Below are 13,991 nucleotides of genomic sequence, written 5' to 3'. Positions count from 1 at the left end.
GGGCCAGCCATTATTTCCGGGCGCCCGCGCCCCCTTGTCCGGTCGTGCCCGAAGGCGACGTGGGTGCGAACGTGCCCGGCGATGCTCGGCGCCAAGGTTGCGATCTGCCGCCGTTCGTCCGGCTGAGCTCGACCGACGGACGGAACCCCTCCCGTCCGTCGGCCGTGGTCGCGTCAACGAGCTGTAGGAGTCGTTTCCACCCGTGGGCCCCGCTCCGGCGGAATGCACGCGCCTGCGCGCTTCACGGTCAGCAGGGCAGCACAGGCCGTCCGGGCGCGTTCGGTGACTTCCTTGCGATTCGATAGTTTCCGATATATCGTTGACGCATCGCGACAGATCAACGATGGAAGGAGCGTAGAGATGCGTTCACACGGACACGGATACGAGCACGGACCGGGGCACTACGGGCCCGGTCATCACGGTCGAGGCGAGGGCGACGGTCGTCGGGCCGCTTTCGGGCCGTTCGGGCCGCCGTTCGGCGGCGGTCCCTTCGGGGGTGGACGCGGCCGTGGCGGCGGTGGTCGGGGGAGGGCGCGGCGCGGTGACGTGCGGGCGTCGATCCTGGCTCTGCTGAAGGACCGCCCGATGCACGGTTACGAGATGATCCAGGAGATCGGCGAGCGCAGCGGAGGGGCCTGGCGGCCCAGCCCCGGTTCCGTCTACCCGACGCTCCAGCTGCTGGAGGACGAGGGGCTGATCGTCAGCGCCAGCGAGGGCGGCAAGAAGCTGTTCACGCTCACCGACTCCGGGCGGGGCGAGGCCGAGAACGGTCCCGAGGCTCCCTGGGAGGAGGCCGGGCGCGGCGTGGACTGGGAGGGCGCCAACGAGATCCGGCAGGCCGGATTCGGTCTGATGGAGGCCTTCGGGCAGGTCTGGAAGACCGGCTCCGCCGATCAGCGGCAGAAGGCTCTGACGGTCATCAACGACGCGCGCAAGAAGCTCTACCTGATCCTCGCCGACGAGGACTGAGGCTGGGCCCGCGCGCCGGACGGAGGCGTTACAGGGCCGGGCCGGCGCGTGCGCGGCATCCGGAAGTGCCCCGCGGGACGATCCCGCGGGGCACTTCCGGATGCCGCGGGGGCGTGGTCAGGAGGTGACGAGTCCGCCGAGCTTGCGCAGCGACTCCTGGAGCGCGGCCGTCGCGGAGTCCTTGAGCTTGCCGCCCATCAGGGAGACCGCCGCGCCGGTGAACTCCCCGTCGATGCGCATGGTCGTGGCGTCGCCCTCGGGGGTCAGGGAGTACCGCATGGCCAGGTTGACCCCCATCGGGCCCTTGCCCCGGGTCGCCAGCAGGCGGCCCTCCTCCAGGCCGTCGACCGTCCACATCACCTCGGCCGGGAAGCCCATGAGCTTCATGTTCTCCTCGTAGGTGGCCGCGAGCTCCAGCTCGGCCGGGCCGCCCCGGGGGAAGCTGGTGTGCGTGGCGTTCCACTCCCCGTAGGAGGAGAAGTCGGTCAGGCGGCCCCAGACCTTCTCGGCGGGCGCCTCGATGCGTGCCTCGGCGCTGACTTCAGCCATGCGACCACCCCTGGTTCGTCCGATTCCGGTGCCGCGGAAGGTAGCGGGGGCCGCGTCAACATTCAATACTGGTGGGTCGTCAGATCTGTTGGGGCTGTCTGTTCCGCCAGATCACCGCGGCGTCGAAGCTGTCCGACGCCCGGGGGTGGGGCCCCTCGTCGTGGCAGTGGAAGGCCGACCAGAAGAGGTCTGCGGGCAGGGCGTCGTCGGGTGCGTACACGCGGTAGACGTACTGCAGCCCGTCCTCGGCGAGCAGCGCGACCATCCAGAACACCCGTTCCTCCCCTCCTGTCCCCGTCGTGTCCGTGTGGCGTCAGGGACGTGCGCACGGGGGCTCGCGGTTGCCGCCGGAGCGTGAGGCGCAAGGCGGCGCGCGCTCCGGACCGTCATGGTTGTGTGGTTCGGCGCGATCTCATCCGCAAGGATGACGGACCGCTCCGGTGTCCCCAACTTCGGTGGGATGCCCAATGGGTCGCTTCGGGGATGCCTTTCGGTCGTGGGACTGATGGGGTAGAGGTGTGCAAAACCGGACGCCGCGCATGCCTGACCAGCCCGCACCGAACCACGCCGAGAACGATGCCCGCTTCACCGCGGAACTGGCATCGGTGCTCAACGGTGCGCGCAGGCGCGCGCTCCGCGACGGCGACCGGCAGATCGACACCGCCCACCTCCTGCATTCGCTGATCGAGACGGACCCCGCAGTCCGCGAGGCCTTCGACGGCGGCCCCCGGCTGGCCAAGGTGCTCGGCTATCTCGTCCAGCGCAGCATCGGCTACGGGCTCCGCTGGCAGGGCTCCGTGGAGGACTCCGGCGCCGTCCCGGTGGTGCGCGACCCGACGGCCGACGGCTGGTCGCCCTCGGCCCTCGCCGCGATGGAGGGTGCGCTGTGCCGTGCGGCCTCGCGCGGCGAAGCGCGCGCCGCCGGACTCGATCTGCTCGCCGCCCTGGCGGCCGACACCGAGTGCCGGGCGGTGGAGGTGCTCGCCCGCGGGGGCGTGGACGCGCGGTGGCTGGCCGACCGGGTGGGAGTGCTCACGGCCGGGTGGGCGCGACACGCTTGAGCCCCCGCGACGGTGACGCCTCACCCTCGTCCCGGGGGCGCGGCCGGGGCGCCGTCTCGACAGGTGTCACGTGGATGACGGTGCTGTCGACTGCTGCCATGATGTGCCGATGCAAGCGTCTTCGGGAATTCAGGGCAGAGGTGCCGGGCTGGGGCTCGCACTGCTCTCGGCCTTCGCGTTCGGCGGTTCGGGAGTGGCGGCCAAGCCGCTGATCGAGGCGGGGCTCGACCCGTTGCACGTGGTCTGGCTGCGCGTCGCGGGCGCCGCCGTCATCATGCTCCCGGTCGCCTGGCGCCACCGGAATCTCGTACGGGAACGTCCCGCGCTGCTGGCCGGGTTCGGCCTGTTCGCGGTGGCCGGGGTCCAGGCCTTCTACTTCGCCTCCATCTCCCGCATCCCGGTCGGTGTGGCGCTCCTGGTGGAGTACCTGGCGCCCGCGCTGGTCCTCGGCTGGGTCCGCTTCGTGCAGCGCCGGCCCGTCACCCGGGCCGCCGCGGTCGGTGTGGTGCTGGCGGTGGGCGGCCTGGCGTGTGTCGTCGAGGTCTGGTCCGGGCTCAAGTTCGACCTGCTCGGTCTGCTGCTCGCCCTCGGCGCGGCCTGCTGCCAGGTCGGCTACTTCGTCCTCTCCGACCACGGCGGGCAGGACGGCCGGGACGGCGGGGGCGAGCACGCCGGGCCCCCGCACCCCGTCGGCGTCATCGCGTACGGACTGATCGTCGGCGCGGCGGTCCTCACCGTTGTCGCCCGCCCCTGGGGCATGGACTGGTCGCTGCTCGGCGGCAGCGCCGGGATGAACGGCAACGACGTCCCCGCCTGGCTGCTGCTGGGCTGGATCGTGCTGCTCGCCACCGTGCTCGCGTATGTCACCGGGGTCGTCTCGGTCCGGCTGCTCTCGCCCCAGGTGGCCGGAGTCGTCGCCTGCCTCGAAGCGGTCATCGCGACCGGACTGGCCTGGGTGCTGCTCGGCGAACACCTCTCCGCGCCGCAGCTCATCGGCGGGTTCGTGGTCCTGACCGGCGCGTTCATCGCCCAGTCCGCCGCACCCAAGCCCCCGTCGGGTCCTGTCGCCTCCGGCGACGGCGCGGGGGCCGGCGCGGTCGCCGGAGCCGTCGGGGGAGAGTTGTCCGGCGGCCGGGCCCCGCATTAGTGTGACGGCCATGCATCTCACCGTGCTGCCGCCCCCTGCCGCCTAGCGCGGGCGGCCACTCCTGACGAAGACCGGGCTCGGGCAGTCCCCGAGCGGTTCGTCGCTGTCCGCGTGCGGAGCCGAGCGACCAGCCACCCCGTCCTCCTCTGGAGAAGTCCCATGTCCCTCCCTGTCGGTTCCGCGCTGCCCGTCGGGCGCAGCATGCTGTACCTCGTCGTCGCCGGTGTCGCGTGGGGCACCGCCGGTGCGGCGGCGTCCCTGATCTTCCGGGTCAGCGACCTCGGCCCCCTCGCCCTGTCCTTCTGGCGCTGCGCGGGCGGCCTCCTCCTGCTCGCCGGGGCGCTCGTACTGCGCTCCCGCCGGACGCCCCGGGACCCCGAACCCCGGCGTCGCCGACTGCTCCGGATCCTCGGTACCGGCATCGGTCTCACCGTGTTCCAGAGTGCGTACTTCGCCGCGGTCGAGGTCACCGGCCTCGCCGTGGGCACCGTCGTCACGCTCGGCGCCGGGCCCGTCCTGATCGCGGCGGGGGCGCGTCTGCTGCTGGGCGAACGCCTCGGCCGGGGCGGCCTGGTCGCCGTGACCGGCGCGCTGACCGGGCTCGCGGTCCTGGTCCTGGGCGGCGAGGGCGGTGAGGTCGTGCCGGCCGGGGTGCTGCTGGCGCTGCTGTCCGCCTCCGGATACGCGGCGATCACCCTCCTCACCCGGTGGCTCGGGCGGGACGGCGGCGGCGGGGACGCGCTGACCACCAGCGCCTGGGCGTTCGGCATCGGGGCGGTGGGTCTGCTGCCCATGGCCATGGCCGAGGGGCTCGTGCCGCACACCGCCGAGACGGGGCAGGTGCTGTGGCTGCTGGTCTACGTGGCCGCGGTCCCCACGGCGCTCGCCTACGCGCTGTACTTCGCCGGGGCGGCGGCCGTCCGGTCGGCCACCGTCTCCGTGATCATGCTCCTGGAGCCGGTGAGCGCGGCCGTCATCGCGGTGACCGTCCTGCGGGAGCGGCTGACGGCGGCCACGGTCCTCGGCACGCTGCTCCTGCTGGCCGCGGTGGCCGGACTGGCCCTCGCGGAGGCACATGGCGCGGCGGCGGGACGCCGGAAGGAGGCCGTGGGCGCCGCGGTGTGACGTGTCCCGGACGGACGGCGGGCGCGGCGGCCACGGCTGCCGCGCCCGCCGTCCGTCAGAGCGCGGTCAGATAGTCCGGTACGCCGATGGCCGGATCCAGGTCGTCCGCGGGGACCGGCGCCGCGTAGCCCCGGGTCAGCGGCACGATGCCGGTCCAGTGCGGGAGGGAGCCGTCCTCGGGCTCGTCGTTGGGCCCGCCGGTGCGGACCTTCGCGGACACTTCGTCCAGATCCAGCCGGATCACCGCCGTCGCGGCGAGTTCCCTGGCGTCGGCCGGCCGGGAGTCGCGCGAGCGCCCGGGCACGACCTGGTCCACGATCGCGTCCAGAGCGAGCCGGCGCTCCTCGGGGTCGGTCACCGTCACCGCCGTGCCGTGCACCACCACCGAGCGGTAGTTCATCGAGTGGTGGAACGCGGACCTGGCCAGCACGAGGGCGTCGACGTGGGTCACCGTCAGGCAGACCGGCAGCCCGGGGTCGGCGGTCTTCGCCGACCGCAGCGGCCGCGAGCCCGTCGAGCCGTGCACGTACAGCCGCTCTCCTATCCTGCCGAAGAGGGTCGGCAGGACGACCGGGGAGCCGTCGCGCACGAAGCCCAGGTGGCAGAGGTAGGCCTCGTCGAGAATGGAGTGGACCAGTTCGCGGTCGTAGGAGGCGCGCTCCCTGGACCGGGTGGGCACCGTGCGGTCGGTGGGCAGATAGGGGGCGGCGACGCCGGAGCCCGTGCCGTCGGGCGTTGCGGTGTGCTGCATTTGCTGACTCCATTGCACTAGTGCATACTGTTGTTTGTGCTAGGAGAGTATCGGATCAGTGGGCGGCGCGCAGCGGAGATCGCCGCCAGTGTGGAGCGAGGGGTCGGCTCCGGAGACCTTCCGCCGGGCCATGTGCTGCCTCCCATGCGGGAGTTGGCCGCGCGCCTGGAGGTCAACCCCAATACCGTGGCCGCCGCCTACCGGACGCTGCGCGAGCGCGGCGTGATCGAGACGGCGGGTCGGCGGGGGAGCCGGGTGCGCCCGGCCCCGGCCAGCACGTCGCGCGGATCGCTGCGCATCGAAGCGCCCCCGGGCGTACGGGACCTCGGCGAGGGCAATCCCGACCCGGAGCTGCTGCCGGACCTCGGGCCGGCGCTCGCGGCGGCCGCCGCCGCCGACGCGGCCGACCGCGGCCTGTACGGACAGGCCGCGGTGGTCGAGGAGTTCGCCGCTCACGCCAGGGCCGCGCTGGACGCCGACGGGGTGCCCGCCGGACCGGTGGCTGTGACGTCCGGGGCGCTGGACGCGATCGAACGGGTCCTCGCGGCGCACCTCAGGCCGGGTGACGCCGTGGCGGTGGAGGACCCCGGCTGGGGCAGTGTGCTCGACCTCGTGCCGGCGCTCGGGCTGCGCGCCGTACCGGTCGGCGTGGACGACTCCGGTCCGCTGCCCGCGGAGGTGGAGCGGGCGCTGCGGGCCGGGGCGCGGGCCCTCGTCGTCACCGACCGGGCGCAGAACCCGACCGGTGCGTCCCTGGACGCCGAGCGCGCCCGGGAGTTGCGCGCGGTGCTCGGGCGCCACCCGGACGTGCTGCTGATCGAGGACGACCACGGGCACGCCATCGTCGACCTGCCGCTGCACCCGCTGGCCGGGGTGACGGCCCACTGGGCGTTCATCCGCTCGGCGGCCAAGGCGTACGGGCCCGATCTGCGGGTCGCCACGCTCACCGGGGACGCCGTCACGGTCGACCGGGTGACGGGGCGGCAGCGGCTCGGGCCCGGCTGGGTCAGCAGGCTGCTCCAGCGCGCCGTGCTCCATCTGTGGACCTCGGACGCCGTCGACACCCGCGCGGTGTCCCGCTCCTACGGGGACCGCCGGGACGCGCTCATCCACGCGCTGGCGGAGCGCGGTGTGAGCGCCCGGGGCCGCAGCGGGATGAACGTGTGGGTGCCCGTGAGCGACGAGACCGGAGCCGTCGCCCGGCTGCTCCACGCGGGCTGGGCCGCGGCCCCGGGCGCCCGCTTCCGGCTGGAGACGCCCCAGGGTGTGCGGCTCACCGTCTCCCCGCTGAGCGCGGCGGACATCGGGCCCCTGGCGGACGCGGTGGCCGCGGCGGCCGGCCCCGCACGGCCGGTCAGCTACGGCTGAGCCCGGCGGGGTCCGGTCCTGGTGGCGTTTTCCGGGCCCGGTGGCACGGCCCGGTCCGCCACGGGCTCCGGTGGGGCGGCGGGGCGGGGCCGGCTCTGGGTGAGCGCCGCCCCGACGAGGACGATCAGCGCTCCTACCGGGGTGTTCCAGGCCAGTTGCTCGCCGAGCAGCGCGACGCCGGCCGCCGTCGCGATCACCGGGATGAAGTAGGTGACCATCTGGGCCGTCGTCGGACCGACCTCCTGGACCAGTCCGAACTGGAGCAGGACGGCGAGCCCCGTGCCCAGTCCGCCCAGGGCGAGCACCGAGAGCGTCGGGAGCAGCGGGAAGGACGTGGGCGCCGAAGTGAACACCGGTGTCACCACGGCGAGTTGCAGCGTACCGAGAAAGAGCTGGCTGCCCGTCAGCGCCAGCGTCGACGCCTCGGTTCCGGCCAGGGTGCGGCGTACGTAGATCCAGCCGACCGGATAGCAGAACGAGGCGAGCAGCGCCATGCCCGTGCCCGGCAGGTCCAGGCCGGAGAAGCCCTGCCAGGCTCCCAGCACGGTGAGGACGCCGAGGAAGCCGACACCGAGGCCGGCCACCCGGCGGCGGGTCGGACGGTCCTCTGACAGGGCGACCACCGAGAGCGCCATGCCCCACAGCGGCGAGGTCGCGTTGCAGATCCCGGCCAGCGTCGAGGGGATCGTCAGCTCCGCGTAGGAGAAGAGCGAGAACGGCAGCGCGTTGAGGAGCAGCGCCGCGACCGTGAGGTGCCCCCACGTCCGGGCCGAGCGCGGCAGCCGCTCCCGGCGCATCGCCATGGCGGCGACCAGCACCGCCGTACCCGCCAGCAGTCGGCCGAAGGTGACCTGGAACGGGGCGTACCCCTCCGTCCCGACCTTGATCAGCAGAAAGCTGAACCCCCAGATGAGCGAGAGTCCCGCGAACCGGATCCGCCAGTCGAGAGCGGGGCGCCGCGCGGCGGGCGCGATCGCGGGGGAGGGGGGAGGCGATGGGGGAGGCGACTGGAGAGTCGACGGGGGAGGTGCTGACGCCGGGGCCGTGACCCTCGGCTCGCAAGGAGCGCTCATGAGGGCAACCCTGACGAGGGCAACGTCGTAGGACAAGCGAAAGTTTCTGCGACGATTCGCGTAGCATCGCTTACATGTTGAACCTGGAGCGGCTGCGCACGCTGGACGCCCTCGCCCGGCACGGCTCGGTGAGCGGGGCCGCCGACGGGCTGCACGTCACCACGTCGGCGGTCTCGCAGCAACTGGCGAAGCTGGAGCGCGAGGTCGGACAGCGGCTGCTCGCCAAGAACGGCCGGGGCGTCCGGCTCACCGACGCCGGCCGGCTGCTCGCGGACCACGCCGCGCGGATCCTGTCGCAGGTGGAACTGGCCCAGTCCGACATCGAGGCGCAGCGCGGCGAGGTCGTCGGCGAGGTACGGATCTGCGCCTTCCCGACCGCGGCCCGCGGGCTGTTCCCCGCGATGCTCACCTCCCTGCGCGCGGACCACCCCGACCTCGCCGTCCGCACCCGGGAGCTGGAGCCCGAACAGGGGCTGCGCGCGGTGCTCCGCGGCGACGTCGACCTGGCCGTCGTGCTCGACTGGAGCAACAAGCGGCTGCCCGTGCCCGGCGGGCTGGCCAAGGCCGAACTCCTCGACGACGCACCGGATATCGCCATGCCGGCCGGGCATCCGCTGGCCGACCGGGACGAGGTGGAGCTGGAGGACTTCGCGGACGACCCGTGGGTGTCCTGGCCCGAGGGCGAATTCTGTTACGAGTGGCTGATGTTCACCTTGCGCTCCCGGGGCATCGAACCCCGGATCGCCCATCTGGCCGGTGAACACCACACGCAACTCGCTTTGATCGCGGCCGGGTTCGGCGTCTGCGTGGCTCCTCGGCTGGGACGCGGTCCGGTCCCCGAAGGCGTGCGGCTGGTGCCGGTGCGGCAGACCATGCGGCGCCACGTCCACGCGGTCTGGCGCACGGACGCGGACCGCCGGCCGTCGGTCCGCGCCGCGGTGCGGGCGCTGCGCGCGGCGGGCGAGCGGGCCGCGGCGGGCGGCCGGTGAGCCCCGGAAGCCGCGGTCGGGGCGCGCGGCGGACGGGGGTCAGGCGAGACCGGCGAGCTTGCGGAAGTCCCAGGAGGTGATCGTCTCCGGGGTGAGCCGCAGCCAGGCGTGCCGTCCGTCGTGCGGCATCGCGGTCATGCCGAAGTACTTCGCGGGGAACAGCCGCTCGGGCTCGCCGAGTTCGGGGCAGGGCTCGCCCGTACGGGGCGCCTCGCCGACGAACTCCGCCCGGCCGGTGAGCTCCACGCCGCGCAGCTCCTCGTACCCCTCGCCGTCGTCCACGACCACGGCGATCCTGGCGTCCTTGCGCAGCTGGGACCAGCGCAGGCTGCGCGTGATGGAGTACAGCCAGAGGGAGTCGCCGTCCCAGACGAACCAGAGGGCGCCGATGTGCGGGGCGCCGTCCGGGCCGAGCGTCGCCACCCGGCAGGTGCGCCGTTCGCGGAGATAGGCGTCGCGCTCCCCGGGCGTCATCATGATCCGGCGGCCTCGTCGCTGGGTGTCGGTCATGGTCGCCCTCTCTCCCCGAGTCTGACTATGTGTCAGGAAGCATGGACGCTCTTCCTTCCTGGCGCAACGGCCGCTACTCTCGCGCGCCGGTGGACACGGGAAAGGGAGGAGCGCCCATGCCTTCGAGGTCATCTCAGGAGCGGCTCACGGAACTGCTCGACCCCGCCTCCACCGTCCTGCTGACCGTCGAGTGCCAACAGGGCGTGGTGGGGCCCGACAGCGCCCTGCCCGAACTCGCCGCCGAGGCACGCTCGTCGGGCGCGCTCGCCAACGTCGCCCGCCTCGTCGCCGCCGCCCGCGCGAGCGGAGTCCAGGTGATGCACGCGGTCGCCGAGAGCCGGCCCGACGGCCGCGGCGGCAACCGCAACGCCCGCCTCTTCCGCGCCGCCGCCCGGCTGCCCGTCCAGCAGCACACCGGCAGCGCCGCCGTCCGGGTCGCGGCCCCCGTCGAAGTGGCCGACGAGGACCTCGTCGTCCGCCGACTGCACGGCCTCTCACCGCTGGCCGGCACCGACGTCGACCCGCTGCTGCGCAACCTCGGGTGCCGCACGCTCGTCGTCACCGGCGTGTCGGCCAACATCGCCATACCCAACGCCGTCTTCGACGCGGTCAACCTCGGCTACACGGCCGTCGTGCCGGCCGACGCCATCGCGGGGGTGCCCGCCGAATACACCCTCGCGATGGTCCGCAACACCCTTGCCCTCGTCGCCACCGTCACCACCACGGACGCCGTACTCGTCGGCTGGCGGCAGCCGCGCGGCCGGGAGACGGGGCCGGAGGCCGCGACGGGGGCCTGATCGTGTCGCCCCCGGCGGACATCGCGCGGGCGGGCAGCGGTTGGCCGGCGGGCCCGCCGGCCGGACCGCCCGTGGCGGTGTCGAACAGGCGCTGAGGCAGGGGCAGGGGATTGTGCCGCCCGATACGTCCTCAACCGCGGAGCCCTGATGGGTGCACTCGGACGGGAAGGCCTTGAACTCGCCCGGCTGCGGCCGGGGCGCCACGACCTTCCGGGCGGCGAGGGCCGCCCCGCCGCCCTCCGGGACTTCCCGCGGTCGCGGCGAGCGCCTCTCCCCCCTTCCCGCCACCGCTCCCGGACTGTCCGACCCTTCGGTCGGGGACCAGGGGGTACGCGCCCCGGGGCGAGGCATTCACGCCAGAGGTGTAGTGCCGGGTGGCACCGACGACAGGATCCGGCCGATCCGGGAAGCCGCGTCGAACCCGCGGTGCGATCGGTATTCGGGCCCTCGTAATGAATTGCCGACCGTTTGTGTGATATCAGCGGAATGAAACGATTGGCAGACTTTGGGGCAAGGTCGTCGCCGGGAGATCTTGACTGCTCACCGGGCGTGTAGTTACGTTGAAAATACAGCTAAGTGGCTAAAGTGAGAGCGGCGTAAAAACGGGGAGCTGTTCAGTGGTCGTGATCGAGAAATTCGTCGAGCTTCAGAGCCTCAAGCGAATGCTGAATGAGTGTGCGGTAAAAGGTCGAACGGTGGCCCTTGTGACGGGCTCCGGCGGTGTCGGAAAGACGACACTCCTGTCCAACTTCTCCGGGTATGCGGAGAGTGCGGGCGCCTTGGTCCTGAGTGCGGCAGGGGCGCACTCAGGACAGGACCGTTCCCTGGGCATGCTGTTACGGCTATTTCGGTCCGTCGAGCTGGAAGCTGGGCAGGAGGCGCGGATCGAGCGTCTTCTGACGTTACCGGAAGGGAATTCCCAGGGCTCCTCGCCGAGCGCTTGCGCGGTGGATGAACTCACCGAGATTCTCCTTGAAGCCGCTGATGGGCGACCTCTGGTGCTGGCCGTCGATGACACGCAGTACGCGGATCCGGCCAGTCTGCACGCGCTCCTGCTGATACTTCGCCGACTCGCGTCGAGTCCCGTGGTCGCCGTCTTCACCGAGTGGCGGATATTCAGCTCGAAGCCTCCCCTCGTACTGGCTGAGTTCATCAATCAGCCGTACTTCCACCTTCTGAATTTGCAGCCGCTCTCCCTCGACGGAGTGTCCGGCTGGTTGCGGCGGCGACGCCTCGGCGAGGCGACCGCGGAATTCCTTGCGCCTTCCTTCCTCGCGGCCACAGGTGGAAGTCCACTGTTTCTCCAGGTGCTGTTCCAGGATCAGCGTCGCGCGTTCCACGAACGTGAGCCCGGAGACGTGGATTCCCTTTCCGCGATGGACGCGGCGCTCAAAGGGACGCACTTCAAGGTCGCGGTCGAGGCATGTCTGCATCGCTGGGATCCTCAATTGCTCGACGTGGCGCGCGGCCTGGCCGTCCTCGGCGCTCCGGCGTCGGCCGATGTGCTGGCGAGGCTCCTCGACAGCGAGCAGCGGACGGTGGTGGAGGCCTTGGACGCGCTCGCGGCGACGGGGCTGCTCCGCTCCGGCTGGTTCAGCCACCAGGCGGCCCGTGCCGCCGCGTTGAGCGGCCTCGACGGCGAGACGCTCACCGCCCTCTACGAGCGCTCCGCCCTGCTGCTGCACTCCGACGGGGCGGTGCCGTCGGAGGTCGCCGAACGCCTGGTCGCCGCGGGGGGCATCGCCGAGGACTGGTCCGTGGACGTCCTCCGCAACGCGGCGTGGCAGGCGTTGAGGGAAGGGAATCCGGGGCGAGCGGCCGAGTTTCTCGAAGTGGCCCACCAGGCCTGCAGCGATGTCCGGGAACGGGCCGAGGTCCTGGGGGCGCTGGCCCGGGTCCTGTGGCTGACCAAGCCCACGGCGGTGACCTCGCTGCTGGAGCCGCTGTGCCGCTCGCTCCAGCAGGGGAACCTGTCCGTGCGGGACAGCGTGGCGCTCAGCACCTTCCTCGCCTGGCAGGGGCGCGCGGACGAGGCCGCCCTGGTGCTCGGGCAGGTCGACACGCGAGGAGACACGTGCGACCTGGCCGGTGAGGCCGAACTGGCGCTCGCGCGGCAGTGGATCCGATGGGTCGTGCCGTTCAAGGGAACGGACGCCGCGGATGAGGCCTCCCCGGCGTACCGCGTCGAGGAGGCGGCCGAACGCGCCTCGTGGAGCGACCTCGTCAGGAGTGCCGAACAGGTCCTGCAGTGCTGCAGGATCGCCGACGCCCTGCCGGTCGTGGTGCTCTCCGCCCTGCTCGTCCTCGCCTTCGACGACAAACTGGACGAGGCCCAACGCTGGTGCGAAACGCTCGGACCGGAGGCCGAGGCGCTGCAGGCCGTCGCATGGGTGGCGATGCTCGCGACCGTCCAGGGGCTGGTGGCCGTCCGCAGGGGAGACCTGATCGACGCCGAACGTCATTCCCGCCGCGCCCTGACCGTGATGCCCCAGCACAACTGGGGTGCGGCCCTGGGGCTGCCGCTTTCCGGTCTCGTCCACGCCACGACGGCCATGGGCAGGACGGACGAGGCGGAGACGCTCATCAAGGAAGCGCTTCCCGAGGCGCGTCGAAATCCTTTCTGGCTGCACTTCCTGCATGCGCGGGGACGTTTCTACCTGGAGAACAACCGTCCCTACGCGGCGTTGGCGGACTTTCAGACCTGCGGGCGCCTCCTCGGCGGAACCCCGCTCGGCCACGCGAATTTCGTGTCATGGCGGTGCGATCTGGCGGAGGCTTGGTTGCGTCTCGATGACGCCCGCAGCGGCAAAGCCCTCCTTGAGGAGCAGTTGACACGCGTGAACGCCGACGACAAGCGCGTGCGGGGGCGCACCCTGCGGATCATGGCCGCGACGCTCAAGCAGCCGGCCCGGGCGTCCATGCTGAGGGAGGCCGTGAAGGTACTCCTCGATTCCGGGGACCGGCTCGAATTGGCCCTCGCCCTCGCCGATTCGAGTGAAGCCGAACTGGAGTGCGGGAGGTTCGCCGAATTCAGGCTCATTTCCCATCAGGCGAAGCGGATGGCCAAGATGTGCGGGGCCGAGCCGCTCTACTGGAGGCTGCAGAATTCCGGCAGCGTGGAGGAACCGGGCGAGACTCCCGCCTTGCGGAAGACCATCCATCAGTTCGCCCTGCTCAGTGACGCCGAGCGCAAGGTCGCGGCTCTGGCGGCACAGGGAAGGAGCAACCGCGAGATAAGCCAGACCCTGTTCATCACGGTGAGCACGGTGGAGCAGCACCTCACCAAGACGTACCGCAAGCTCGGAGTGAGCAGTCGCTTCGGCCTGCCGGTGGAGCTGGGGCTGGTGGGCTCGGCGGACCACTGAGCCGCGCCGCACCGCCGATCCCACGACGGCCGCCCGGGGTCACGACCCTCCACCGAGACCCGGGCGGGGGCTCAGGGGTGGGCGGCAGGGGTGTGCGGCAGGGGTGGGCGGCAGGGGTGGCCCGGGAAGCCGCGCGGGCCGCGTCGTGCCTGGTGGGGACGGTGACGACGGACGGTGATCTGGGGCAGTACGGGTGCACGGCAGGGGTGAGGTTAGGGGTGTGATCGCTGTCGCCGCGCAGGGCGCGCCCGTTACGTTGAGGTGCGAAATGCCGAGACGATATTGAG

General features: G+C 72.2%; 13 protein-coding genes. 8 read left to right on the top strand and 5 right to left on the bottom strand.

From position 1 onward, the window contains the following. The first annotated feature begins 360 nt into the window (after window positions 1-360). On the top strand, window positions 361-969 hold the full coding sequence (locus tag DTB53_RS29885; RefSeq protein WP_003970480.1) for a PadR family transcriptional regulator: 609 nt from the start codon (window positions 361-363) through the stop codon (window positions 967-969). 117 nt (window positions 970-1,086) lie between these two features. Here the strand turns inward: DTB53_RS29885 and DTB53_RS29880 are convergent, their stop codons facing one another. Both DTB53_RS29880 and DTB53_RS29875 read right to left on the bottom strand, forming a co-directional pair. Next, the gene (locus tag DTB53_RS29880; protein WP_003970481.1) at window positions 1,087-1,518 is read right to left on the bottom strand and encodes a type II toxin-antitoxin system Rv0910 family toxin; all 432 of its coding nucleotides are present in this window, start codon (window positions 1,516-1,518) and stop codon (window positions 1,087-1,089) included. A 79-nt stretch (window positions 1,519-1,597) separates the two neighbouring features. Continuing rightward, window positions 1,598-1,792 carry a hypothetical protein gene (locus DTB53_RS29875; RefSeq protein ID WP_003970482.1) on the bottom strand — a complete coding sequence of 65 codons (195 nt, stop codon included), beginning with the start codon at window positions 1,790-1,792 and terminating at the stop codon, window positions 1,598-1,600. Window positions 1,793-2,036: 244 nt separating this feature from the next. Here DTB53_RS29875 and DTB53_RS29870 point away from each other — a divergent pair, with 244 nt between their 5' ends. The 3 genes from DTB53_RS29870 to DTB53_RS29860 all read left to right on the top strand — a co-directional run bounded on the left by DTB53_RS29870 (window position 2,037) and on the right by DTB53_RS29860 (window position 4,851). Beyond that, window positions 2,037-2,579 carry a Clp protease N-terminal domain-containing protein gene (locus DTB53_RS29870; protein WP_012381754.1) on the top strand — a complete coding sequence of 181 codons (543 nt, stop codon included), beginning with the start codon at window positions 2,037-2,039 and terminating at the stop codon, window positions 2,577-2,579. A gap of 109 nt (window positions 2,580-2,688) precedes the next feature. Next, window positions 2,689-3,726 carry an EamA family transporter gene (locus tag DTB53_RS29865; protein WP_012381755.1) on the top strand — a complete coding sequence of 346 codons (1,038 nt, stop codon included), beginning with the start codon at window positions 2,689-2,691 and terminating at the stop codon, window positions 3,724-3,726. Window positions 3,727-3,885: 159 nt separating this feature from the next. Beyond that, entirely contained in the window at window positions 3,886-4,851 is a 966-nt protein-coding gene (locus tag DTB53_RS29860) for a DMT family transporter (RefSeq protein ID WP_042497581.1), read from the top strand. Between the two features lie 55 nt (window positions 4,852-4,906). Here DTB53_RS29860 and DTB53_RS29855 read toward each other — a convergent pair whose 3' ends face one another. Next, entirely contained in the window at window positions 4,907-5,602 is a 696-nt protein-coding gene (locus DTB53_RS29855) for a pyridoxamine 5'-phosphate oxidase family protein (RefSeq protein WP_012381757.1), read from the bottom strand. A gap of 36 nt (window positions 5,603-5,638) precedes the next feature. Here DTB53_RS29855 and DTB53_RS29850 point away from each other — a divergent pair, with 36 nt between their 5' ends. Next, the gene (locus tag DTB53_RS29850; protein WP_012381758.1) at window positions 5,639-6,970 is read left to right on the top strand and encodes an aminotransferase class I/II-fold pyridoxal phosphate-dependent enzyme; all 1,332 of its coding nucleotides are present in this window, start codon (window positions 5,639-5,641) and stop codon (window positions 6,968-6,970) included. On the opposite strand, the gene DTB53_RS29845 is transcribed toward DTB53_RS29850, so the two are convergent. Next, a complete protein-coding gene (locus DTB53_RS29845) occupies window positions 6,961-8,043 on the bottom strand; it encodes a DMT family transporter (RefSeq protein ID WP_012381759.1) in 1,083 nt (360 codons plus the stop codon). The two genes, DTB53_RS29850 and DTB53_RS29845, sit on opposite strands and share 10 nt — an antisense overlap. Before the next feature lie 74 nt (window positions 8,044-8,117). On the opposite strand from DTB53_RS29845, the gene DTB53_RS29840 reads away from it, so the two are divergent. Then, window positions 8,118-9,032 (top strand): LysR family transcriptional regulator, encoded by a 915-nt coding sequence (locus DTB53_RS29840; RefSeq protein ID WP_012381760.1) that lies wholly within the window; start codon window positions 8,118-8,120, stop codon window positions 9,030-9,032. Between the two features lie 39 nt (window positions 9,033-9,071). Here DTB53_RS29840 and DTB53_RS29835 read toward each other — a convergent pair whose 3' ends face one another. Continuing rightward, window positions 9,072-9,542 carry a pyridoxamine 5'-phosphate oxidase family protein gene (locus DTB53_RS29835; protein WP_003970490.1) on the bottom strand — a complete coding sequence of 157 codons (471 nt, stop codon included), beginning with the start codon at window positions 9,540-9,542 and terminating at the stop codon, window positions 9,072-9,074. Window positions 9,543-9,658: 116 nt separating this feature from the next. Here DTB53_RS29835 and DTB53_RS29830 point away from each other — a divergent pair, with 116 nt between their 5' ends. Both DTB53_RS29830 and DTB53_RS29825 read left to right on the top strand, forming a co-directional pair. Continuing rightward, a complete protein-coding gene (locus tag DTB53_RS29830) occupies window positions 9,659-10,339 on the top strand; it encodes an isochorismatase family protein (RefSeq protein ID WP_042497587.1) in 681 nt (226 codons plus the stop codon). A gap of 617 nt (window positions 10,340-10,956) precedes the next feature. Next, the gene (locus tag DTB53_RS29825) at window positions 10,957-13,704 is read left to right on the top strand and encodes a helix-turn-helix transcriptional regulator (RefSeq protein WP_012381762.1); all 2,748 of its coding nucleotides are present in this window, start codon (window positions 10,957-10,959) and stop codon (window positions 13,702-13,704) included. Window positions 13,705-13,991 lie beyond the last annotated feature (287 nt).

Source organism: Streptomyces griseus (assembly GCF_900460065.1).
GTDB lineage: Bacteria > Actinomycetota > Actinomycetes > Streptomycetales > Streptomycetaceae > Streptomyces > Streptomyces griseus.
The sequence above is the reverse complement of the archived record's forward strand: the minus strand, read 5'-3'. Positions and strand labels throughout refer to the sequence as shown.